The sequence below is a fragment of the Actinoplanes sp. NPDC023801 genome (genome assembly GCF_040639655.1).
GTDB lineage: Bacteria > Actinomycetota > Actinomycetes > Mycobacteriales > Micromonosporaceae > Actinoplanes.
Window position 1 is genome coordinate 14,717 of sequence record NZ_JBFAAI010000022.1, and the last position, 23,355, is coordinate 38,071.

Genomic DNA, 23,355 nt, shown 5'->3' on the forward strand with positions numbered 1-23,355 from the left:
CGCGGGTGGGCATGGTGCCGTTCGGGAGGCCGCGGATGTGGGTCAGGCCGGCTGCGGGACCGGGGCCAGGTAGGCGGTGGAGAACGGCTCCCGCCGCGCCCGCATGTCGGCGTATGCGGTGACCAGCAGCGGCGGCAGGACCACCCCGGCCGGCAGGTAGTAGAGGGCGTTCAGGGCACCCGCTGCCACGGCTCCCGTGGTTCCGCCGACAGCGACCTCCAGAACGGCCCCGATGACGCCGAGCACCACCGAGGCCGCGACGTTGAGGCCGAAGATCGTGGCGATCCGGGACACCGACGTGCCGAGGTCGGCGTTGAACAGTGCGAAACAACGTCCGAGGCCGGTACCGCGTTCGAGCGTGACCACGACCGGAAGAATCATGATCACCGCGGCGACGTAGATGACCGGCAGGAAGCAGGCCAGCAAGGACACGCCGGCCACCAGCGTGGCGACGATCTGCCAGCCGATCACGGCATGGGCCCGGCGCAGAGCTGTCCCGGCGGCGGCCTTGAGCGTCACCGGCTGACCGGTCGCGGCGAGCACCACCATCCGGGCGGTGATCGACGTGGCGACCATGGAGATGAGGGCCGCGACGAACGTCAGCCCGACGGACCCGAGGACGGCCGTCATGAAGTCGGCCAGCGGGGTGAGGTCGCCGGGCCGTGCGACGGTCGCCTTCTGCAGCTTCTCCTGCTGCTCGGACATCACGACACCGGCCGGGACGACGAGGGCGGCCATCGGCACCAGGAGGATCGCCTGCAGGGTCAGCGCGGGCTTCCAGATACGGCCGGCAAGCGCGAACGAGCGTCGCCACCAGCCTTCGAAGTTAGGGCTGACCAGCGGATCGGCCGGAGTGGGATAGAACGACGGCGGCAATCCCGGCGGCTGTGCGGGCCAGTAGTGCCCATTTCCGTCGCGCTCCGCCCAGCCTTGATTCACGTGTGGCCCCAGATCATCGATGCAAGATCAGCGGCGACACCTTAGCGGTATCCCGAAGGGGCGCGCCGCCCCGAGCCGGGACGCCGCCGGGGGCGGGGCTGACCTCGCCTCGCTCCTGCCCCCTCGACGGAACAGGCCCTAGACTCCCGAGGATGGCCGAGCAGCGGGAATCGCCCACGACGATCCGGGATCGGGCCGTGGCGGTCGCTGATTATCTGCTCGCCGTCCGGGCCCAGATGGAACGCCCGGCCCGGATCGTGCCCGCCGACGCGCACTGGTTGCACTCGCTGCCCGCGCACCCCGGGTGTCAGGCCGGTCCGGGCGCCGACGGATCGTCCTGGCTGCGGGTCGGGCGGCCGGAGATGCCCGGTCCGGCGCCGGTGCCGGCGGCACTGCGCCGCCGGTTGCGCGCCGAGGTGACCGCCGACGCGGAACCGCAGCCGCAGGACGAGCCGGGGGAGGACTTCGCGACCTGGCGGGACGAGGTCTGGCGGCCCTGGTCGCAGCTGACGGCCGCCACCGAGCAGACCCGTGAGCTGCACCGCCGGCTCTTCGACCGGATGCACCAGCTGGACATGGCCGCCGCCACGACCGAGCTGGTCTGGGGGCACGGCATCCTCGAGACGTCGATCGACGGTGCCCGCGTCCGGTACCCGCTGGTCGCCACCCCGGTGATGATCGAGTACGACGCGGATCTCGCTCTGATCACCGTCTCGCCGGCCGGGCCGTCCCGGTTGCAGGCGGAGGCGCTCGCCGGTCTGGACGAGCGTCACCTCGCGCAGCTGTCCGCCCTGACCGGTCCGGGCGGCGCGGTCGAGGTCGATCTGTGGAACGACGTGGATCGCCGCGAGCTGTTCGAACGGGCTCTGACCCGGCTCGGGTTCGACCGAACCGTGGTCGCCGCCGATGGGGAGAAACCGGCCGCCGAGGCGTTCATCCGCGATGCCGCGGTGCTCTTCGCCCGGCCGAGGCAGCGCCAGCTCCGCGGGTTCCTGGAGAGCATGCGGGACCGGCTGACCGGCGGCGAGCCGGGCGGTGTGGGTGCGCTGGCGGCGATCGTGGCGCACGAGCCGAGTCGCCTGCTGATGCCCGACGACAAGCCGGAGAGCTGGGATCGGGTGGGCGAGCGGCTGCTCATGCCGCTGCCGACCAACGAGGCGCAGGAGTCGATCGCCCGGCGCCTGGCGCATCATCGCAACGTGGCCGTTCAGGGTCCGCCCGGCACCGGCAAGACGCACACGATCCGGAACCTGATCTGCCATCTGATGGCGAACGGTAAACGGGTGCTGGTGGTCGCACAGAAGGAGGAGCCGCTCCGGGTGCTGCGCGACGGCCTGCCCGAGGAGGTGCAGCCGCTCTGCCTCGCGGTGCTCGGCCGGACCACCGACCAGCTGGTGCAGTTGCAGCTCGCGGCGCGTGAGCTGTCCGACCGGGCGGCGACGCTCGACCAGGACGCCGAGGAGCGCCGGGTGGACCGGCTGACCCGCAACCTGCAGGAGGCGGAACGCGAGCTGACCGCGGCCACGGCGGGACTGCGGCTGATCGCCGAGAGCGAGGCTCAGATGTACCAGATCGGTGGCGTCGCCCTTCTGCCCGCCGAGGTCGGGGGGTGGTTGCGGGAACGTGCCGCCGCGCACGGGGGCATCCCGGACCCGATCTCCGGTCCGGCGCCGCTGACCATCGAGGAGTTCGCGACCCTCCTGAAACTGGCTGTCCGGCTGACACCGGACGACCGGGCCGCAGCGATGCGGCCCCTTCCGGAGATCTCCGACCTTCCGGACGCCGCCACGGCGGCCGCCGGGCGGGAACGGATGGCCCGGACCGAGGAGAACCTGTCCCGGTTGGCGGATCAGGGCGTCGACATGGCGGCGGTACGGGCGGAGGGCCGTTCCGGCATGGCGAGCCTGCTCACCGAGCTCCGCGAGGCGGTGTCGTGGCTGCGCCGCCGGGAGGGCACCTGGACCGACCGGCTGGGCCGGCTGCTCGACGACCCGCACTGGCGCACGCTCTGGAACGACCAGGTGGTCGTCACCGAGACCCTGTTCGCCGAGCTGGCGACTCTGACACGGGACGTGTCCGGGCACCGGATCGTGGTGCCGGAGCCGATTCTGGCCGAGCCGAAGCTCCTGCTCACCCGCCTGGCCGAGATCCGTCAGCGGTTCGAGGCGGGCCGCGGTCTGAACCGGATACTGCACGCCGGGTTGTACCGGCTGGCCGACGAGGTACGCGTGGACGGCGAGCCGCTGCGCACGGTCGCCGACGTCGACGTGGCACAGAAGGCGGTACGCCGTGCGCAGGCCCGCCAGCGGCTGGGCGAGGCCTGGTTCGAATGGGTGCAGCGGCTGGCCGTACCGGAACCGGCCGGAGGCTGGGGTGACCCGGAGATCTGGGCGGGTGGCCTGCTCGCCGACGCCAACCAGTCGCTCGACTTCGACCTCAACCGGTGGCCGCCGCTCGCCCGCCGGCTCGCGGAGCTGGTGCCGCAGCGGGAGCTGGCGGTGGACGCCGAGCGCCTGGCCGGGGTGGCCGAGGTGCTGGAGGCGGTGGCCGAGGTGTTCGGCCTGGAGAAGACGGTGGCCCTGGAGAAGGCGGTCGCCGACCGGGTGGCCCCGTGGCCGCACCTGGCCGAGGCGTGGAGGACGCTGGACGACTGGGACGATGCGATCGCCGAGGTGCGCCGGCTCGTACTGCTGCAGCCGGACGTGATGCGGTTCGACGCGGCCTACCGGCGGCTCGCCGTGGTGGCGCCGGAGTGGGCCGCGCAGATCGCCGGCGGCGAGCATCCGGTGGTCTCCGGTCAGGCCTGTCTGGAGGCCTGGGAGTGGCGGCGCGCGGAGACCTGGTTCGACGGGGTGGTCGGTGACGTCGACCCGGCCGTGCTGGCTCGCCGGGTGGAGCGTGCACGCGACCGGATCCGGCGGCTGACCAGCGAACTCGTGGTGGCGTCGGCGTGGCTGGAGGTGTCCCGGGCGCTCGACGACCGGCGGCGGGCCGCGCTTGCCGACTGGACCACGGCCCTTCGCAAGATCGGCAAGGGGACCGGGCGGAACGCGGCGACCTGGCAGGCCCACGCCCAGCGGGCGATGGAGTCGGCGGTCACCGCGGTGCCGGTCTGGGTCATGTCGGTGGACCGGGCGATCGAGCAGTTCGCCGGCGGTGCCCGGTTCGACGTGGTGATCGTCGACGAGGCGTCCCAGGCCGACCTGTTCGCGCTGCCGGTGCTCTCGCTCGCCGAACGGGCCGTGGTGGTCGGCGACGACCAGCAGATCGGTCCGCAGCTGGGCTTCGTGGGCTCGGTGAACGGGCTGATCAAGCGGCATCTGACCGGGGTGCCGTCCGCCGAGCACTTCGACCCGGAGTCGTCGCTCTACGACCACGCGGTCCGTCGCTCGCCGGAGCGGATCCTGCTGACCGAGCACTTCCGGTGCGTGCCGCAGATCATCGAGTTCTCGTCGCGGAACTACTACGACGGCAAGATCCGGCCGTTGCGGGCGGATCGTCCGGCGCTGCCCCCGATCCAGACGGTGCACTGCCCGGACGGGGTGCGGCAGCCGCTGGCCGGGTACGGCGACGTGAACCTGGAGGAGGCCACCGCACTCGTCGAGCGGGTCACCAAGATCGTGGCGGATCCCCGGTACGACGGCCGGACGCTCGGCGTGATCAGCCTGCTGAGCAGCAGTGGACAGGCCGGCTGGCTGCTGGAGCAGCTGCGTGAGGCGATCGGTGAGGACGAGATCCAGGCCCGGCGGCTCCGGGTCGGTGACGCGTACACGTTCCAGGGCGACGAACGTGACGTGGTGCTGGTCTCGATGGTGGTGTCCGAGAACGATCCGCGGATCGCGGCGTTCACCAAGCGCGACTACCACCGGCGGATCAACGTGGCGGCGTCCCGGGCCCGCGATCAGCTCTGGATCTTCCACTCGGTCCGGCCGGGGGCCCTGCTCGCCGACGATGCCAGGGGGCGGCTCCTCTCGTACGCCATCGATCTTCCGGCTGAGGCCGCGACGCCCGATCCCTCCGCGCACTGCGAGAGTGATTTCGAGCGTGAGGTTCTGAAGTTGCTGGTGGGCCGGGGTTATCGCCCGGTTCCGCAGTTCCGGATCGGCGGGTACCGGATCGACTTCGTGCTGAACGCGCCGGACGGCCGGCGCCTCGCGATCGAATGTGACGGCGACACCTATCAGGGTCCGGAGCAGTGGGAGAGCGACATGCGCCGGCAGTCGGTGCTGGAGCGGGTCGGCAACTGCGTGTTCGTGCGGATCCGCGGGAGTGTCTTTGCCCGCGAGCCGGAGGTGGCGATGCACCCGGTCTGGCAGCGGGTCGAAGAGCTGGAGATCGCACCGGTCTAGAGGTCGCCCTCACGCACAGCGCATCGACGGATGCGTTGAGTGCATGTGGACGGTGGGAACGGGGTACGGAACTGCGTAAGGTTCCACACCAAGCACTCGTAGTGACTGTCTGTCATGGAGTAACGAAGAGTATTTCGACGGAAATGTAAGGGAACGAGGTCGTCCATTCGGTTGTTTCGTGCCTCTGTATGGGCGATAATTCCCTGCTCCTGGCCTTGCCTGCGGATTCGGTAAAAGTTTGACGCTTGCATCCACTGTTACTACGGCCCGGTGACAGGTCGTAATAGGTGAGGGGTCTTGGTGGCAGGGGGATCGGCCATGTGCAGGGGGGGAGGTGGCGGCATATGACGGTGCCCGAAGAACGGGAGCGCCTGAATCCCGCGCCGCCGCATGCCCTTCCGGAACCGCGGCAGCCGGCTGACGAATGCACGGCCTGGTTCACCTACACCGCCGCCGGTGACCAGCTGGTCTGGTCGCCCGCGTTCTCCGCGATGATCGGCAGGCTTCCCGCCGAGAAGGGCAAGACCCGGCAGATCCTCGCCCGGCACGTGCACCGCGACGACCACGCCAAGGCGCTGGGTGCCATCACCGAGGCGTGGACCAGCCTGAACACCGTGCACACCACGGTCCGGCTGATGCGCGCGGACGGCGGCTGGTTCGACGTCGACTGCAGCATCGAGCCGATGGCCGGCCCGGACGGCTCGGTCCGCGGCATCCGCGGCACGGTGCGCGACGTCTCGGCCCGCGAACGGGCCCGCCGTGAGTCGGTCCGCCTCACCCGGCGCGGCGAGACGGTGCAGGCCTCCCTGGTCGAGCCCGATCCGGCGACCGGCCTGCTGATCCGTGCCCGGTTCGCCGACGAGATCGACCGTGCGCTGCGCGGCGCCGGTGGAGCCCTGCTCGTGGTCCGGGTCCAGACCGGCGACACCGTCGAGGCGGTTCGCCCCGACCACAACGCCGACCTGCTGCACCGCGCCGCCCGGCTGGTCGAGGAGAAGGCCCGCCCCGAGCACCTGGTCGGCCGGGTCGGGCCCAACGAGATCGCCGTGCTGCTCGCCGGCACCACCTGGCGCGCCGCCCGCGAGCAGGCGCGCGAGCTGGTCGCGGCGCTGGGCGAGCTGGCCCACTGCTGGGGCGGCCTGGTCCGGTTCGAGCGCGACGCCGAGGCCGGTAGCCACGGCCTGCTGATCGACGCCGAGCAGGCCTGGCGGCAGTCGCGGGAGGCGGACCGCGCGCTCACCCTGGTCGCGCACCCGGTTCCGGTCCGCGATCGGCAGGGCTCCTACCGCACCCGGGTCGCCGACGCGCTCGGCACCGACCGGTTCACCCTCTACTCGCAGCCGATCCTCGAGCTGCAGACCAACAAGGTGACCCGGCACGAGCTGCTGCTGCGCGTACTCGACGAGACCGACGGCCCGCAGTCACCGATCCAGGTGCTGGACACCGCGGAGCGGCTCGACGCGATCTTCGACATCGACCTGTGGGTGGTGGAGCGGGCCATGCGCCTGGCCGCCGAGCAACCCGGCCTGTGCCTGCAGGTCAACCTCTCCGGCCGCTCGGTCGGTGACCCCCGCCTCACCAACGAGGTGGAGAAGCTGCTGGACCGCTACCGCGTCGACCCGGCGCAGCTCACCTTCGAGATCACCGAGACCGCGCTGATCGGCAACCTGAGCGAGGCCCGCCGGTTCGCCGACCGGGTCCGCGACCTGGGCTGCGGTCTGGCCCTCGACGACTTCGGGTCGGGTTACGCGTCCTTCCGCTACCTGCGGCTCTTCCCGATCGACCTTGTCAAGATCGACGGAGAGTACGTGGTCGATCTGGTCGACAACCCACAGGATCAGGTGCTGGTGCGAGCGCTGGTGCAGGTCTGTCAGGCGTACGGCATCCACACGGTCGCCGAGTTCGTGCAGGACGAGGCCACCTTGCGGATGCTGCGCGAGCTGGGCGTCGACTACGTCCAGGGGTACTTGATCGGGCGCCCGTCGCCGGTGGTCCCGGGCCGGTTGCGGAAGTCCTGACCTGGGTAACGACGGAGGCCATGGAGCACTTCACGATTGCCACCGTCGCTGAGCAGAGCCCCGACTTCCGCCGTGTGCTCTGGACCGGGAAACACACCCAGCTCGTCATCATGACCGTTCCGCCAGGCGGCGAGATCGGTGAGGAGGTCCACGAGGTGGACCAGATCCTCACCTTCGTCAGCGGTGTCGGTAAGGCCGTCGTCTCCGGGCAGACCCGCAAGGTCGCCCAGGGTGACCTGGTCGTGGTGCCGGCCGGCCGTAAGCACAACTTCCTCAACGACGGCCCCAACCCGCTGGTCCTCTACACCGTTTACGGCCCGCCGGAGCATGCCGAAGGCGCCGTGCACAAGACCAAGGAAGAGGCCGACGCTCTCGAGGAAGCGGGCAAGGACGAGCCGCCCACCGAGTGAGCCCCTTAGGTACACAGTGAGCCCCTAGGTACACGACGCCGGAACCGGCCGAGGCCCCCCAGCCAGCCGGTTCCGGCGCCGTGTCGGGGTTAAAGTCCCCGGACAGCCTACCTGCCCACGTTCACGGAAGTCGATCGAATCGATGGGCCATCCGTAACGCCTTGGCTGGATCCCGGCTGTCCGGGCACTACCGTAACCGGCGATCGCCACTAACCTGCCACCATGGACGAGCCGCGCTGGTTGACCGATGAGCAGCAGCACGCGTGGCGGCAGGTGGTCGAAGTGCTCGTCCGGGTCCCGGCCGCGCTCGAGGCGCAACTCCAGCGGGACGCCGGTCTGACCCACATGGGATACCTGGTCCTGATGAGCCTCTCCGAGCGCCCGGACCGCCGGCTGGCCATGAGCAAACTCGCCCGGCGGGCCAGCGCATCGCTCTCCCGGCTCTCCCACGTGGTGGCCCGCCTGGAGGAGAAAGGCTGGGTACGCCGCGAACGGGACGCCGGGGACGGCCGGGTCCAGATCGCGGTTCTCACCGACGAGGGCTGGGACAAGGTCGTGGAGTCGGCTCCCGGCCACGCCGAGGCGGTCCATCAACTGATCTTCGACCGGTTGACCACGGCCCAGGTACGTCAGCTGGCCAAGGTTGCCGAGGCGTTGCTGGACAGCCCGCTGGAGGTGCGATCCCGTCCCGTTTCCCGGTGAAGTCTGGAAGGCTGTCCTGATCGGACCAGTCGACGTCGAAGGTGCGTGCGGGATGAGTCAGCGGGTGCGGGGCGTGATCGCCCGGGAGAAGGGCAAACCGGTCGAGGTGGCCACCATCGTGGTCCCCGATCCAGGACCGGGCGAGGCGGTGGTCAAGGTGCAGGCCTGCGGGGTCTGCCACACCGACCTGCACTACCGCGAGGGTGGGATCAACGACGACTTCCCGTTCCTGCTCGGGCACGAGGCGGCCGGTGTGGTCGAGGCGGTCGGTGACGGTGTCACGGACGTGGCGCCCGGCGACTTCGTGGTGCTCAACTGGCGGGCCGTCTGCGGCAACTGCCGGGCCTGCAACCGGGGCAAGCCGTGGTATTGCTTCGCCACCCACAACGCCGCCCGGAAGATGACTCTCGAGGACGGGACCGAACTGTCCCCGGCGCTCGGCGTCGGCGCGTTCGTGGAGAAGACGCTGGTCCACGCCGGGCAGTGCACCAAGGTCGACCCGTCGGCGCGGGCGGCCGCGGTCGGCCTGCTCGGCTGCGGCGTGATGGCCGGCATCGGCGCGGCCATCAACACCGGCGGTGTGACCCGCGGCGACTCGGTGGCGGTGATCGGCTGCGGCGGCGTCGGTGACGGCGCGGTGGCCGGCGCGGCCCTGGCCGGAGCCACCACGATCATCGCGGTCGACACCGACGAGCGGAAACTGGAGTGGGCGCGCGGTTTCGGGGCGACCCACACGATCAACGCCCGCGAGGCCGACGTGATCGAGGCGGTCCGCGAGCTGACCGGCGGTAACGGCGCCGACGTGGTGATCGAGGCGGTGGGCCGGCCGGAGACGTACCGGCAGGCCTTCTACGCCCGCGACCTGGCCGGCACCGTGGTGCTGGTCGGTGTGCCCACCCCGGAGATGACCATCGAGCTGCCGTTGCTCGACGTCTTCGGCCGCGGCGGGGCACTCAAGTCCAGCTGGTACGGCGACTGCCTGCCGTCCCGTGACTTCCCGTTGCTCACCGAGCTCTACAAGCAGGGCCGGCTCGACCTGGACGCGTTCGTCACCGAGGAGATCGCGCTGGACGAGGTCGAGCAGGCGTTCGCCAAGATGCACACCGGCGACGTGCTGCGCTCCGTGGTGATCTTCTAACTTCCGCGGGCGTACGCCGGCGCCGACCGGTCCGCCAGCAGATCCAGACAGAGGGCGGCAGTCCAGCTGAAGGCCGGTGAGCCGAGGCCACTGCCGTCCTCCGGCTGGAAGTTCTCGTAGTGGCCGTTCTGGTGCACGAGACGGACCAGCCGCTGGCCCAGCTCCTCCGCCTCACGTCGCCGGCCGTGCACCAGCAGCCCGCGGCGCAGCAGCCAGTTCACGTTGATCCAGATCGGGCCGCGCCAGTACCCGCCGGTGTCGAAGGCCGGCCCGGTCCGCTCGTAGCTCGGCGCGGGCAGCCCGAACCGGGGCGAGGCCAGCTCGTCGAGCAGTGCCGCTACCTGCGGCGCCGCCAGGTCGGGCAGCATCAGTGGCAGCAGCCCGCTGATGCTGCGGGCCGGGCTGAGCCGTCCGGTCCGTACATCCCGGGCATGAAAGAAACCGGTGTCCGGATCCCAGAGCCGATGCGTGACGGCGGCAGTGATGACCTGCGCGCGCTTGCGGTGGCGGCTCGCCTCGCCGATACGGCCGAGCACCCCGGCGATCTGCGCCAGCGCCAGCTCCGCGGTGGCGAGGATGGCGTTGAAGCCGGGGCACTCCACGACGAACCGGTGCCGCCCGACGAGGTCGGTGTCCGACCAGCCGCCGTCCCGGTAGTCACGGACCAGGCCCAGATAGCGGGCGTACACGTCGTCCGGGAGATTCGGGTCCCGGCGGTCGCGGGGCAGCAGCGCGGTGTCGGCCGGCACCGCGGACAGCGCGTCGTCCCAGGCCGGGCTGTTGCCCATCCCCGACTCCCACGGGTGCACGATCGAGGCCAGCCCGCCACCGCCGGCGTCCCGCCGGTCACCGAGATACTCCTGCTGCGCCACCAGACGCGGATAGAGCCACTCCAGCTCGGTACGGGCCTGCTGCACCGCGTCGGCCCCGTGCGCGGCCGCGTGCCGGTACACCTCCCACGCGGCGAGCGCGTGCACCGGCGGCTGGACCAGAGCGGTACTGCCCTGGGCCGGCCGCCCGGCATAGGCCGGCATGTTCCAGAACGCCGGCCCGGGGAAGTAGGCGTCCTCCGGGACGTCCCGGTCGAAGACGATGTGCGGCACCCGGCCGTCCGGCCACTGCGTCTCGAACAGGGAGCGCAGATCCCGCCAGGCCCGCGCCGGGTTCACATAGGCCAGGCCGATCGCCGTGAACGCGGTGTCCCAGCTCCACTGATGCGGGTTGAGTGTCCGCGAGGGCACGGTGTGCCCGCCCGTCCAGTTCAGGTCGAGCACCCGCACGGCCGAGCGCCACAGCTCGGCGCTCATCTCCGGGACGACGGGCGCGGTCGGGGAGGGGTCCGGATGCATGCTGACAACGCGCCTTTCCGCTGGGCCGCCCGGGCTCATCGGCCGGTGTCTGCCGGACTCCAGGAAAGGGGGCGCACGCATTTTTGCGCCGCCGCCCGGAGCGCCGGCAACCGGGGTGGGGTCACGCCCGGACGGCCCGCCAGAGCCGGCTCCGGCGGCCCGGAAGATACGGCGAGTCCAGGCGTTTCGCGACGACACCGGGCAGGTCCTGGGCGCGGGCGGCGTCCAGGGCGAACGTGCCGCCTCCGGAGAAGAACGGTGGCGTCTGCCAGTTCGGGCCGGCCGGCGACAACCCGTCCAACAGCTCGCGGCGCTCGGCGTAGCGGACCAGCTCGACGGTGGAGTGCCCCTCCAGCCACAGCAGGTCGTACAGCAGAAAGTGCACCGGTGCGCGTTCCGCGGCACGTCTCGCCGCGGCGGGATCCTTCGGCGCCGCACGCCGGGCCAGCAGATCCGGGTCCGGTCGGGAGCCGGCGAAGGCGACGATCTCACCGTCGAGCACGGCCTCGACCGGCGCGAGCGCCGGGCCCAACGGCCGGACCTCCGGATACCACCGGGTCACATCGGTGCCGTCACCGTCCGCGAGGCGCAGCCTTCCTCCCGAGACGTACGCGAGGACGCGGTGCCCGCCCCACGCCATCTCGTAACCCCAGTCCTCGTCGTCGGAGGGCAGACCCGCGAACGGCGTCGCCAGCATCGGTGCGGCCGCCTCGGGCATCGGCTCCCACCCGGGCTCGGCCGGGTCCATCCGGCGCACCATCCATTCCGGCCCGCCGGTCTGGAAGAAGACGTAGCGTCCATTGGTGCGTTCCCCGTGGAAGGTGACGCCGATCTCGTCGTCGCGCCATTTGTCGGCCTCGTAGGTGCCGCGGTCGAAGATCGTCATCCGGCCACCGCCGTATTCGCCGGCCGGGATCTCGCCGGCGAAGTCCACGTACTCCAGCGGGTGGTCCTCGGTGTGTTTCGCCAGGTGGTTGCGGCCCTGGTCGCGGGGAAGCCCGCGCGGCACGGCGAACGAGACCAGCACGCCGTCGCGCTCCAGCCGGACATCCCAGTGCAGGCTGCGGGCGTGGTGCTGCTGGATGACGAACCGTCCGCCCGCCTCCGTCCGGCGGGCGCCGTTCCTCTGCCCGGTGTCGTCCGCCCTCTTCTGCCCGGTGTCGCCCGTCCGGGCTCCGTTCCTCCGCCGCGCGTCCGGAACCGGCTCGGGGGTGCGACGGGCGTCGCGCTTGCGCCGGTACTCGTCGAGGCGGTCGGTCATACCCGATTGTCTGCCCGGCGCGGGGCGGAAATACACCGATGTAACTCGCTCCGTGGTGCTCGTCCACCGAAAGTGTCGTACCCCGCTGGTTGGGTGTCGCCATGAACCGCTCGCCGCGTGCCGTGCACCGCTTCTACCGTCGCCGCCGTGCCGTCGCCCTGGCCCGCGCCGATCGTGCCTTCGCCACTCTGTCCGCAGAGGACGCACAGCCCGACGAGGCGCCTCATCAGGACCTGACACTGTTCGTGGGTGTTCCCCGCGACGGTTGCGGGCGGTAATGTTCTGGCTCCCACGCGTATCCATCGACAAGATCGAAAAGAAAGCGTTGGTGTGATGAGCTTGCGCATCCTCGTGGTGGGCGCCGGCATTGCCGGCCTGGCTGCGGCCCGAGGGCTGCGTGTCGCCGGATTCCGGCCGGAGGTGGTGGAGGCTCTGCCCGCCACCGTCGTGCCCGGCGCCGGCATCTATCTGCCGGGCAACGCCTCGCGAGCCCTGCGGCTGCTCGGCCTCGACGTGCCGCTGCGCCCGCTCGGCGACCTGATCTTCCGGCAGGTCTTTCTCGACGCCCGGGGACGTGATCTGTTCGAGATGGACGTGGCCGCCCTGTGGGCCGGAGTCGGCGAGTCGCGTGCCCTGTCCCGCGCCGACCTCCAGCAGGTCCTGCTGACCGGGGTGGGCGGCGAGGTGCGCTTCGAGACCGAGGTGCGCGACCTCCAGATCGTCGAGGGTGCCGCCAAGGTCGAGTTCGCCACCGGCGCCATCGCGGAGTATGACCTGGTCGTCGGCGCCGACGGCCGCCGCTCGATGATCCGTGACCGGTCCGGGCTCGGCGGCCCGGCCGTGCCGACCGGTCAGATCGTCTACCGCTCGGTGGTCTCCGGCGGCCCGCCTCTCACCGACTGGACCGCGGTGCTCGGCCGGCGCTCGTCCTTCGTGGTCATGCCGATGGGCGGCCGCAAGCTGTACTGCTACGCCGACGAGACCGCGCCGGACTCCCCGAACCCGGAGGACCCGAAAGAGCGGCTGCGCGAGCTGTTCGGGTCGTGGGGCGGCCCGGTCGCGGCGATCCTCGACAGGATCGAGAAGGTCCAGGTGGCCCGTACCGACGAGATCGTGCTCCCGTCCTGGTCGAAAGGCCCGGTCGTGCTGGTCGGCGACGCCGCCCACGCCACCGCGCCGACCCTGGCGCAGGGTGCCGCGATGTCCTTCGAGGACGGCTGGGTGCTCGGCCAGGAACTGCGGGCCGCGGCCGGGGACATCCCGGCGGCCCTTCGTGCTTACGAGGATCGACGGCGGCCGCGTTGCACGGAGGTCCGCGAGCGGACCCGGGAACGAGACCGTGCCCGCGACGTTCCCCCGACGCTTCGCGATCCCATGCTCCGCCGTCGCGGCACGCGCGTGTTCACCGATCACTATCGGGCCCTGGTGTCGCCGGTCTGACGTTTGGTCACCCCGCGACGGCCGAACGACCGCGGGGGACTATTCTGCCACCGAGGTACGCCCGATCATCGGGGAAACCCGAGAGGGACGAACGAGACAACGGAGGCAATTCGTGACGACCGTTGCGCCGTCGCCGATCGCGACCCGACCATACCCGGTGCGGCGGCAGGTCAAGGGTTCGGCGTTTGCTCGGATCCTGCGCACGACGGACGCGAAGCAGATCGGGATCATGTACATGGTCACGGCCTTCGTGTTCTTCCTGCTGGGTGGCCTGATGGCCCTCCTGATGCGCGCCGAGCTGGCCCAGCCGGGCATGCAGCTCCTGTCGCCGGAGCAGTACAACCAGTTGTTCACCATGCATGGCACGATCATGCTGCTGTTCTTCGCGACGCCGATCGTGTTCGCGTTCGGCAACTACGTGGTGCCGATCCAGATCGGGGCGCCCGACGTGGCGTTCCCCCGGCTGAACTCGTTCGCGTACTGGCTGTACCTGTTCGGCGGCCTGATCACCATCGGCGGTTTCCTCACGCCGGGTGGCGCCGCCGACTTCGGCTGGTTCGCCTACACCCCGCTCAGTGACGGCCTGCACTCGCCGGGCGTCGGCGGCAACATGTGGGTCGTTGGCCTGGCGCTGTCCGGCCTCGGCACGATCCTCGGCTCGGTCAACCTGATCACCACGATCCTGACCCTGCGGGCCCCGGGCATGACCATGTTCCGGATGCCGATCATGACCTGGAACATGCTGGTCACCGCGCTGCTCGCGGTCATGGTGTTCCCGTTCCTGGCAGCCGCGCTGTTCGCCCTCGCCGCCGACCGGGTGCTCGGCGCCCACGTCTTCGACGTGGCGACCGGCGGGCCGATGCTGTGGCAGCACCTGTTCTGGTTCTTCGGCCACCCCGAGGTCTACATCATCGCGCTGCCGTTCTTCGGCATCATCACCGAGGTCATCCCGGTGTTCAGCCGCAAGCCGGTCTTCGGTTACAAGGGCCTGGTCGCCGCGACCCTGCTGATCGGCGCGCTGTCGATGTCGGTGTGGGCGCACCACATGTTCGCCACCGGCCAGGTGCTGCTGCCGTTCTTCAGCTTCCTGAGCTTCCTGATCGCGGTCCCGACCGGCATGAAGTTCTTCGTCTGGATCGGCACCATGTGGCGCGGCCAGATCAGCTTCGAGTCGCCGATGCTCTTCGCGATCGGCTTCATGGTGACGTTCCTCTTCGGTGGTCTCTCCGGCGTGCTGCTGGCGTCCCCGCCGATCGACTTCCACGTCTCCGACTCGTACTTCGTCATCGCGCACTTCCACTACGTGCTGTTCGGCACGATCGTGTTCGCGGTGTTCGCCGGCATCTACTTCTGGTTCCCGAAGATGTTCGGCCGGATGCTCGACGAACGCCTCGCGAAGATCCACTTCTGGCTCACGATGATCGGCTTCCACGGCACGTTCCTGGTGCAGCACTGGCTCGGCACCAAGGGCATGCCGCGGCGGTACATCGACTACCTGCCGGAGGACGGGTTCACCTTCCTGAACACCTTCTCCACGATCGGTTCGTTCATCCTCGGCCTGTCGACGCTGCCGTTCCTGTACAACGTGTGGAAGTCGTACAAGGTCGGCCGCGTCGTGAACGTCGACGACCCGTGGGGCCACGGCAACTCGCTCGAATGGGCCACCAGCAGCCCGCCGCCGCTGCGTAACTTCGACCGGATGCCGCGGATCCGCTCCGAGCGTCCCGCGTTCGACCAGAAGTTCCCGGAGCTGGCGGCCGGCCAGACCATCGCCGGACCGCCCGAGGGCGGCGCCCGCCCGCTCACCGCGGAGTCCGACGGTGGCGCGACCTACCAGGAAGACGTGTCGACCGACCGCTGACCGGCTTTTGAATGGCCCGTGCTCCCCGGAGTACGGGCCGTTCGCCGTCTCGGGTGCGTCTCTCCTCACATCAGGGCCTTGAGCTGCGGTTCCGGCCGACAACCGGTTGGCGTTGTGTCGTACCCCCACGGCAGGATGTCCGGTGGAGGTCAGGATCCGACATGTCACTCACGCCTTACCGCGAAACACTCGCGCTGCCGAAGATCGTCTCGCTGCTGGTGGTGGCCACCCTCGCCCGAGTCCCGATCGCGGCGGCAACAGTGGTGCTCACCCTGCACGTCGTCGACGGACTTCACCTCAGCTACGGCGCGGCCGGACTGGTCGGCGCGGCATCGACGATCGGCGGCTCGGTCGGCGCGCCCATCATGGGGCGGCTCATCGACCGGTGGGGCCTGCGACCCGTTCTCGTCCTGACCACGGTCGCCGAGGTCGTCTACTGGCTGGTGGCGCAGGCCCTGCCGTACTGGGTGCTGCTCCCGGTCGCCGCCCTCGGCGGATTCCTGGCCCTGCCCGCCTTCTCGGTGGCCCGCCAGGCGATCGCCGCACTCACCCCCGAGTCGCATCGCCTGCCGGCCTTCGCGCTCGACTCGATGACCACCGAGTTGTCGTTCATGGCCGGCCCCGCCCTCGGCGTCCTGATCGTCACCAACGCCTCCTCCCGTGCGGCCATGCTTTCCCTGGCCGTCGGCATCCTCCTCGCCGGCATCGGCCTGTGGCTGCTCAACCCGCCGGTCCGGGCCGCCCACGAGGCCCCGGTCTCCGGTGAACGGGTGCCGAGGCGCAGCTGGCTCAAACCCCGTTTCGTCGCCATCCTCGCCGTCACGATGGCCGCCACCCTGGTCCTGTCCGGCACCGACGTGGCAGTCGTCGCCATCCTGCGCGACTCCGGCCAGACCCAGTGGGCCGGCCTGGTCCTGTCGCTGTGGGCGCTCTTCTCCCTGATGGGCGGCTTCGCCTACGGCCTGGTGCGGCGCGGCGTCCCGGCCCTGCTGCTGTTCACCCCGATGGCCCTCCTGACCATCCCCGTCGGTTTCGGCGGCGACCACTGGGCGCTGCTGGCCCTGCTCCTGATCCCGGCGGGTGCCCTCTGCGCCCCCACGATCACCGCAAGCAGCGACGCCATCAGCCGGATGATCCCGGCCGGAGCCCGCGGCGAGGCCATGGGCCTGCACAACTCGGCCCTGACCGTCGGCGTCGCCTGCGGTGCCCCGCTGGCAGGCCTGGCCATCGACCGTTGGGGCCCGGAGTGGGGCTTTGTCGCTGTCGGCGCGGTCGGCGTCCTGGTGGCACTGCTGGTCCTCCCGACCGAACTGCGCCACCGCCGCCGGAGCGCCACCAGCTCCGACGTCGCCTCGCCTCCGGCCCCGGATGCTGTGGCGCCGACCGCGGCGCTTTCGGCTCAGGCCGCGCCGCTCCCGGCCCAGGCCGCGCCGCTCCCGGCCCAGGCCGCAGTTCCCGCGGATCCGACCGCCCCGCCTTCGGCTTTCGCCTCAGCTGCTGAGGGGTCGACCGCTCCAGCCGCTGCTGCTTCGCGCTCGGACGATGACGCTCCGGTCTCGACCGGCGAGCCCGCTGCGAGCCAGGCCCGTTCCGAGCGCTGACAGCGCCCCGTCCGCAGGCAGACCGTCCCGGATACACCAGCCCCGTGTGGCTGGCGTTGGCCCTGGTTTCCGGTGGGTTGAGGCCGCGGTGGGGGCCAGCTGGTTGGGTTCGGCTGGCGTGGGCCGTGGTCTCGGGTGCGTTGAGGCCGCGGTGGGGGCCAGCTGGTTGGGTTCGGCTGGCGTGGGCCGTGGTCTCGGGTGCGTTGAGGCAGCGGTGGGGCCAGCTGGTTCGGTTCGGTTCGGTTCGGCTGGCGCTGGCCGTGGTCTCCGGTGGGTTGAGGCAGCGGTGAGGGCCAGCTTTGTGGGTTTGGCCGGCGGTTAGGAGGCGCTGGGAGGGCTTGCGGGCGTGGTCGGGGTCAGGTTCAGGTGCGGATGGCCGTGCCTGCGCCTTGCGGGCTGAGACGATTCCGGCGATCGCGGGTTGACCGGCGGCCTCAGGGACGGCGGTTGCCGTCGGGCCGGGGACGTAAGGCGGTCACTCGGGCCGGTGCGTCAACGGGGTGTCCGGTGAATCGCTCAGACACCAGTCCCGGATCGAGGGCCAGGGGCCGTAGCCCGCGTCCATGTCCAGGTGGGCGGCGCCCGGCAGGACCGTGGTCGGAATCCCGAGGGGTATCCCGAAGTCGGCTGACGCACCCGCCGGGCAGTACGGGTCGTTGTCGGAGCAGACGAGACGTGTGTGCCGGGCCGCGGCGCCGAGCCGGTCGGCGGGCATCGGCGGTGGAAGGAAGCCGGCGATCTCCGGGATGCCGGCGACCACGTCGGGGCCGGGTGGTGCGACCAGCAGGACCCGGTCGACCGGCAGCGGCACCTCGCCGCCGGCCGCGGCGTGCAGCCAGAGCAGGCAACTGAGACTGTGGCAGACCACCGTCCGGTCGTCGCCGGGCATGGCGGCGACATGGGTACGCAGTTCGGCCAGCCAGTCGGCGAGGACGGGCCGGTCGGGTTCAGGTAGTTGCGGATAGATGACGTCGTGTCCGGCAGTGGCGAGTTCAGCGGCCAGCCAGTGGTGCCAGTGACCCGGTGGCCGCCGGTTCTGCCATCCGTGCAGCAGCAGGAAACTCATGACGGCGGGTCGAACTCCAGGTACATGACGTGCAGGCCGACCCGGCCGTGCGCCGGATGCCGGAAGGACCGCGGGACGGTGCCGATCACCTGGAAGCCCTCGCGACGGTACAGCGAGACCGCCGCCGTGTTCGTCTCCACCACGGCGTTGAACTGCATGCTCGCGTAGCCCTGCTGCCGTGCCCAGGCGACGGCGTAGCGGCACAGGGCGGTGCCCACCCCGCGGCCGCGCGCCTGCCGTGCGACCATGAAGCTGGCGGTGGAGACGTGAGCGCCGGGACCGGGACGGTTGGTGCCCATCTTGGCGGTGCCCAGGATCTCGGCACCGTCGGCGGCGACGACCGTGAGGCCCGGTGGCCGCTCGATCCACATGTCACGTGCCACCGATTCGGGCATCGACGGGTCGTACGGAAAAGTCTCCTCCGCCTTGATCACGTCGTGGATGACGGGCCACACGCCCGGCCAGTCGGCGTCGGAGACGGGCCGGATCTCAGACGTCAACGACGGGGCTCCCGGTCATCGCGACGGACGCGGCACGGAACTGTTCGAGTGCGGCGTCGGTGCTGGACCGGGCCACTCCGGCGGTGAGTTCGAGCAGCACGGTGGTGGCGAAGCCCTCCGCGACCGCGTCGAGCGCGGTTGCGCGTACACAATGATCGGTGGCGATGCCGACCACCTCGACCTCGGTGACCCCCTTGCCCCGCAGCCACCCGGCGAGGGTTTCGCCGGACTCGGTGGTGCCTTCGAAGCCGGAGTAGGCGGCCTTGTGGGCGCCTTTGTGGAAGACCGCCTCGATCCGGCCGGTGGCCAGTTCGGGATGGAAGTCGGAGCCGATGGAACCGGCGACGCAGTGCACCGGCCAGGTGTCGGCGTAGTCGGGGTGTTCGCTGAAGTGCGAGCCCGGGTCGATGTGGTAGTCCTTCGTGGCGACGACGTGGTCCCAGCGGTCGCCGGCCTTGTCGAGCACCAGCGAGATGCCCTTGGCGACGGCTGCGCCCCCGCCGACCGGCAGGGAGCCGCCCTCGCAGAAGTCGTTCTGCACGTCCACGATGATCAAAGCGCGTGACACGGTGGCCCCCTAGGCGGTGGGAACGATGACGACCGGGATGGCCGGGTCGCCCGCGGAGAGCTTGAGGCCCTCCCACGGGATGGAGATCAGGTTCTGCCGGAGATGGTCGCGTGCCTCCGGCAGGCCGGGTGTGTCGAGCACCTCGCCGGCCTCGATGTAGGTGCGCTGCAGCAGCCGGTCGTTGGGCTGGTGGTCGGGCACCCCCTGGGAGTAGATGATCTCCTCGGTGGCGGTGCCGGTGGGTTTGTGCCGGCGGATCGCGGTCTTCCGGCCGCCGACGGTCGCCTTGTTCTCGGACCGTTTGACCACCGGGCGGCCGGCGACCTCGACCAGCTTGTAGACCAGGCTGGCGGTGGGTGCCCCGGAGCCGGTGACCACGGCCGTGCCGGCGCCGTAGATGTCGACCGGCTCGGCGGCGAGAGTCGCGATCGAGTACTCGTCCATGTCGCCCGAGACGATGATTTTCGTCTCGGTGGCGCCGAGCGAGTCGAGCAGTTCCCGGGACTGCTGCGCCAGGACGGACAGGTCACCGGAGTCGATGCGAACGGCACGCAGATCCGGCCCGGCCACCGCGATCGCGTTGCGGATGCCCTGGCTGATGTCGTACGTGTCGACGAGCAGCGTGGTGTTCTTGCCCAGAGCGGCCACCTGCGACGCGAACGCGGCCGGCTCGTCGTCGTGCAGGAGCGTGAAGGCGTGCGCGGAGGTGCCGGTGGTGGGGATGCCGTATGCGCGCCCGGCGGCGAGGTTCGAGGTGGAGGCGAACCCGGCCAGGTAGGCGGCGCGCGCGGCGGCCACCGCGGCGTGCTCGTGCGTGCGCCGCGAGCCCATCTCGATGATCGGGCGCCCGCGGGCCGCGGTGACCATGCGGGCCGCGGCGGCCGCGATCGCGCAGTCGTGGTTGAGCACCGAGAGGATCAGCGTCTCCAGCACCACGCACTCGGCGAACTTGCCGGAAACGGTCAGGATCGGCGATCCGGGGAAGAACAACTCGCCCTCGGAGTAGCCCTCGATGTCACCGGTGAACCGGTAGCCGGCCAGCCATTCCGCCGCCACCTCGTCGATGATCCCGGCCGAGCGCAGGAACTCGATCTCGCCCGGCTCGAACCGGAATTCGCGGATCAGCTCGATCAGACGGCCGGTGCCCGCCACCACGCCGTAGCGCCGCCCGGTGGGCAGCCGGCGCGCGAACACCTCGAAGACGCACTGCCGGTCGGCGGTGCCGTCGCGCAGCGCGGCACTGACCATGGTCAGCTCGTACTGATCGGTCATCAGGGCCGGCGCGATCGTCTCCACGGGACCACCCTATTGCGCCGGTGGCCCGCCTGTCCTCCGCGGGGCGTGACGCGGCCGTTGACCAGCGGTTGGATGCCTGGTTCACCGGTTCGCCGGATCCGGTGGCACCATGGTGGGCATGGCGTTGCCTCAGGTTGCTCCCGTCGAGACGCCGGAGATTCAGGATGTGCCGGCCGAGGACCGGCCGTGGGTGACCATCGTCTGGGACGACCCGGTCAATCTCATGTCGTATGTGACCTGGGTCTTCCAGAAGCTCTTCGGCTACAGCAAGGAAAAGGCCGAGAGGCTGATGATGGACGTGCACACGAAGGGCAAGGCGGTGGTCTCGATCGGCGCGCGTGAGCGCATGGAGATGGACGCCAACCAACTGCACGGATACGGTCTCTGGGCCACGGTTGACCGGGGTTGACAGGGACCGGTCCCGACAAGCGGGTGGGGTAGAAGGATGTTCCGACGCAGCGGCGGCCACTGTGTTGCCACGTTCGCGCACGACGAGGTGCGGGTCCTGCGCAAGGTTGCCGCTGAGGTGGTCGGCCTGCTGACCGATGGGATGGACCACACCGATCCGGTGGTCGCCCGCCTCTTCCCGGACATCTATCCGGAGCTCCCGGAGGATTCCCAGGAATTCCGCCTCTACACCGAGGGCGATCTCAAGACCAGCAAGATCGACCAGGCGGGCGCGATCCTGGCGGCCCTGCCGGACGAGGGCGAGGGTGAGGTCCGCCTGGACGGCGAGGCGGCCGAGGCGTGGCTGCGGGCGATCAACGACGCCCGGCTCGCCATGGGTACCCGGCTGGAGATCCACGCCGACACCGATCTGAGCGACGAGCTGGACCAGGCGGTGCTGGAGGACGCCGGGTCGAGCCGGGTGTTCCAGCTGTCGGTGTACGCGTACCTCGGCTACCTGCAGGAGTCGCTGCTGAACGCGCTCCCGGAGATCGACTGAGCGCCGGCGGTGTGGGAACCGCCACGCTGGGTTCGGGGAAATCTCACGGTAATGTGAACGGTGTGCTGACCATCGACCGTGCGATCGTCGAAGCGATCGTCGCCCATGCCCGGCGGGACCATCCCGACGAGGCCTGTGGCGTCGTCGCCGGACCGATCGGCAGTGACGTGCCGGCCCGGCACATCCCGATGGACAACGCCGCGCGCTCGGTGACCTTCTACGAGTTCGACTCGATGGAACAGCTGCGGGTCTGGCGCGAGATGGACGACCTCGACGAGGAGCCGGTGGTGATCTACCACTCGCACACCGCCACCGAGGCCTATCCGTCCCGGACAGACGTGTCGTTCGCGGGTGAGCCGAACGCGCACTACCTCCTGGTGTCGACCCGCGAGCCGGACTCCGAGGAGATCCGGTCGTTCCGTATCGTGGACGGTGTGGTGACCGAGGAAGAGGTCAACATCGTGGATGCGACGGTGAAGGCGTGATTTCCGCAGCGGTGCAGTCGTTCATGTTCGGGCAGAGCCCGGCGTCGGTCTTCTATGAGTGTCGCTGCCGCTAACAGCGACCCGATCGACCCGTCCGCCCGTTCCAGTCCGACTCCTCTAGGAGAAATACAGCCATGGCTATCGAAGTTCGCGTTCCCACCATCCTGCGCAGCTACACCGGTGGCGCCAAGATCGTCGAGGGGGCCGGTGACACCCTCGCCGAGCTGATCGACGACCTGGACGCCAAGTTCAACGGCCTCAAGGGCCGGCTGATCACCCCCGAGGGCGGCCTGCACCGGTTCGTGAACATCTACGTCAACGACGAGGACGTCCGTTTCCTCGGTGCGCTCGACGCCAAGGTCAAGGACGGCGACTCGATCACCGTTCTTCCGGCCGTCGCCGGTGGCGCGCTCGGCTTCGCTGCGGCCGCGGCGCTGCTCGGCGGTCTGTAAGCACGATGGCTCGTTACGAGAGCCTGCTGGACGCGTGCGGGGGCACGCCGCTGGTCGGCCTGCCCCGCCTCTCCCCGGTGGTGCCCGAAGGGGCGCCGCCGGTGCGGCTCTGGGCCAAGCTGGAGGACCGCAACCCGACCGGCAGCATCAAGGACCGTGCCGCGCTGTTCATGGTGCGTGAGGCCGAGGAGTCCGGGCACCTTCGCCCGGGCGACACCATTCTCGAGCCGACCAGCGGCAACACCGGCATCGCCCTGGCCATGGTGGCGAAGCTGCGGGGTTACCGGCTGGTCTGCGTGATGCCGGAGAACGTGTCCACCGAGCGGACCCAGATGCTCCGGATGTACGGCGCCGAGATCATCTTCTCGCCGGCGGCCGGCGGCTCGAACCAGGCCGTCGCGACCGCGAAGCAGATCGCCGCCGAGCACCCCGACTGGAAGATGCTGTTCCAGTACGGCAACACGGCGAACGCCCGCGCCCACTACGAGACGACCGGCCCGGAGCTGCTGCACGACCTGCCCACGATCACGCATTTCGTGGCGGGTCTCGGCACCACCGGCACGCTCATGGGCACCGGCCGGTTCCTGCGGGAGAAGGTCGACGGCATCCAGATCGTCGCCGCCGAGCCGCGGTACGGCGAACTCGTCTACGGCCTGCGCAACATCGACGAGGGCTACGTGCCGGAGCTGTACGACGCCTCGGTGCTGACCCGGCGGTTCTCGGTCGGCACGCGGGACGCCGTGTTGCGGACCCGTCAGCTGGTCGAGGTGGAGGGCCTCTTCGCCGGCTTCTCCAGCGGAGCCATTCTGCACGCGGCGCTGGCCGTGGCGCACGAGGCGGTGAAGGCCGGTAAGCGGGCCGACGTGGCGTTCGTGATCTGTGACGGCGGCTGGAAATATCTGTCGACAGGTGCGTACGGCGGAACGCTCAACGACGCCGAGGAGGCCCTCGAGGGCCAGCTCTGGGCCTAGAGG

Annotated in this window: 20 protein-coding genes and 1 pseudogene; 14 read left to right on the forward strand and 7 right to left on the reverse strand. The window is 70.4% G+C overall.

Translation table 11 applies throughout. The features are described from left to right. Positions 1-42 precede the first annotated feature (42 nt). Positions 43-939, reverse strand: coding sequence for a hypothetical protein (locus AB0G04_RS31210; RefSeq protein ID WP_360989909.1), 897 nt, complete (start codon positions 937-939; stop codon positions 43-45). Between the two features lie 152 nt (positions 940-1,091). Between AB0G04_RS31210 and AB0G04_RS31215 the strand changes: the two genes are divergently transcribed. From AB0G04_RS31215 to AB0G04_RS31235, 5 genes are all read left to right on the forward strand, one after another. After that, on the forward strand, positions 1,092-5,288 hold the full coding sequence (locus AB0G04_RS31215; protein ID WP_360989912.1) for an AAA domain-containing protein: 4,197 nt from the start codon (positions 1,092-1,094) through the stop codon (positions 5,286-5,288). Positions 5,289-5,632: 344 nt separating this feature from the next. After that, positions 5,633-7,306 carry an EAL domain-containing protein gene (locus AB0G04_RS31220; RefSeq protein ID WP_360989915.1) on the forward strand — a complete coding sequence of 558 codons (1,674 nt, stop codon included), beginning with the start codon at positions 5,633-5,635 and terminating at the stop codon, positions 7,304-7,306. Between the two features lie 20 nt (positions 7,307-7,326). Continuing rightward, positions 7,327-7,716: a cupin domain-containing protein gene (locus tag AB0G04_RS31225; RefSeq protein WP_360989918.1), complete on the forward strand. Its 390-nt coding sequence runs from the start codon at positions 7,327-7,329 to the stop codon at positions 7,714-7,716. A gap of 222 nt (positions 7,717-7,938) precedes the next feature. After that, positions 7,939-8,418: a MarR family transcriptional regulator gene (locus AB0G04_RS31230; protein WP_360989921.1), complete on the forward strand. Its 480-nt coding sequence runs from the start codon at positions 7,939-7,941 to the stop codon at positions 8,416-8,418. A 52-nt stretch (positions 8,419-8,470) separates the two neighbouring features. Next, positions 8,471-9,556 carry an S-(hydroxymethyl)mycothiol dehydrogenase gene (locus AB0G04_RS31235; protein WP_360989923.1) on the forward strand — a complete coding sequence of 362 codons (1,086 nt, stop codon included), beginning with the start codon at positions 8,471-8,473 and terminating at the stop codon, positions 9,554-9,556. Here the strand turns inward: AB0G04_RS31235 and AB0G04_RS31240 are convergent. Continuing rightward, positions 9,553-10,905, reverse strand: coding sequence for a trehalase family glycosidase (locus AB0G04_RS31240; protein WP_360989925.1), 1,353 nt, complete (start codon positions 10,903-10,905; stop codon positions 9,553-9,555). The two genes, AB0G04_RS31235 and AB0G04_RS31240, sit on opposite strands and share 4 nt — an antisense overlap. Before the next feature lie 121 nt (positions 10,906-11,026). Then, entirely contained in the window at positions 11,027-12,166 is a 1,140-nt protein-coding gene (locus AB0G04_RS31245) for a DNA polymerase ligase N-terminal domain-containing protein (protein WP_360989928.1), read from the reverse strand. Positions 12,167-12,267: 101 nt separating this feature from the next. On the opposite strand from AB0G04_RS31245, the gene AB0G04_RS31250 reads away from it, so the two are divergent. The 4 genes from AB0G04_RS31250 (at position 12,268) to AB0G04_RS31265 (ending at position 17,068) form a co-directional block, all read left to right on the forward strand. Continuing rightward, positions 12,268-12,444 carry a hypothetical protein gene (locus AB0G04_RS31250; protein ID WP_360989931.1) on the forward strand — a complete coding sequence of 59 codons (177 nt, stop codon included), beginning with the start codon at positions 12,268-12,270 and terminating at the stop codon, positions 12,442-12,444. 55 nt (positions 12,445-12,499) lie between these two features. After that, positions 12,500-13,606, forward strand: coding sequence for an FAD-dependent monooxygenase (locus AB0G04_RS31255; RefSeq protein ID WP_360989934.1), 1,107 nt, complete (start codon positions 12,500-12,502; stop codon positions 13,604-13,606). 112 nt (positions 13,607-13,718) lie between these two features. Then, complete coding sequence (gene ctaD, locus AB0G04_RS31260; RefSeq protein WP_360989937.1) at positions 13,719-15,467, forward strand: cytochrome c oxidase subunit I; 1,749 nt, start codon at positions 13,719-13,721, stop codon at positions 15,465-15,467. Positions 15,468-15,628: 161 nt separating this feature from the next. Further along, entirely contained in the window at positions 15,629-17,068 is a 1,440-nt protein-coding gene (locus AB0G04_RS31265; RefSeq protein WP_360989939.1) for an MFS transporter, read from the forward strand. 475 nt (positions 17,069-17,543) lie between these two features. Here AB0G04_RS31265 and AB0G04_RS31270 read toward each other — a convergent pair whose 3' ends face one another. From AB0G04_RS31270 to AB0G04_RS31285, 4 genes are read right to left on the reverse strand one after another with little or no spacing between them, the layout of a single operon-like run. Next, the gene (locus AB0G04_RS31270; protein ID WP_360989941.1) at positions 17,544-18,134 is read right to left on the reverse strand and encodes an alpha/beta hydrolase; all 591 of its coding nucleotides are present in this window, start codon (positions 18,132-18,134) and stop codon (positions 17,544-17,546) included. Then, a complete protein-coding gene (locus AB0G04_RS31275; protein ID WP_360989944.1) occupies positions 18,131-18,634 on the reverse strand; it encodes a GNAT family N-acetyltransferase in 504 nt (167 codons plus the stop codon). Before AB0G04_RS31275 ends, AB0G04_RS31270 begins: the two co-directional genes overlap by 4 nt. Next, the gene (locus AB0G04_RS31280; RefSeq protein ID WP_360989947.1) at positions 18,624-19,202 is read right to left on the reverse strand and encodes an isochorismatase family protein; all 579 of its coding nucleotides are present in this window, start codon (positions 19,200-19,202) and stop codon (positions 18,624-18,626) included. The genes AB0G04_RS31275 and AB0G04_RS31280 overlap by 11 nt, the downstream gene beginning before the upstream one ends. A 9-nt stretch (positions 19,203-19,211) precedes the next feature. Further along, positions 19,212-20,498: a nicotinate phosphoribosyltransferase gene (locus tag AB0G04_RS31285; RefSeq protein ID WP_360989949.1), complete on the reverse strand. Its 1,287-nt coding sequence runs from the start codon at positions 20,496-20,498 to the stop codon at positions 19,212-19,214. Positions 20,499-20,616: 118 nt separating this feature from the next. Here AB0G04_RS31285 and clpS point away from each other — a divergent pair, with 118 nt between their 5' ends. The 5 genes and pseudogenes from clpS (at position 20,617) to AB0G04_RS31310 (ending at position 23,352) form a co-directional block, all read left to right on the forward strand. After that, a complete protein-coding gene (gene clpS / locus AB0G04_RS31290; protein ID WP_360989952.1) occupies positions 20,617-20,907 on the forward strand; it encodes an ATP-dependent Clp protease adapter ClpS in 291 nt (96 codons plus the stop codon). Between the two features lie 36 nt (positions 20,908-20,943). Beyond that, positions 20,944-21,444 (forward strand): DUF2017 domain-containing protein, encoded by a 501-nt coding sequence (locus AB0G04_RS31295; protein ID WP_360989955.1) that lies wholly within the window; start codon positions 20,944-20,946, stop codon positions 21,442-21,444. A 62-nt stretch (positions 21,445-21,506) separates the two neighbouring features. Next, positions 21,507-22,003 (forward strand): annotated as a pseudogene (locus AB0G04_RS31300) (M67 family metallopeptidase). 60 nt (positions 22,004-22,063) lie between these two features. Then, complete coding sequence (locus tag AB0G04_RS31305; RefSeq protein ID WP_360989958.1) at positions 22,064-22,381, forward strand: MoaD/ThiS family protein; 318 nt, start codon at positions 22,064-22,066, stop codon at positions 22,379-22,381. 5 nt (positions 22,382-22,386) lie between these two features. After that, positions 22,387-23,352 (forward strand): cysteine synthase, encoded by a 966-nt coding sequence (locus tag AB0G04_RS31310; protein WP_360989961.1) that lies wholly within the window; start codon positions 22,387-22,389, stop codon positions 23,350-23,352. Positions 23,353-23,355 lie beyond the last annotated feature (3 nt).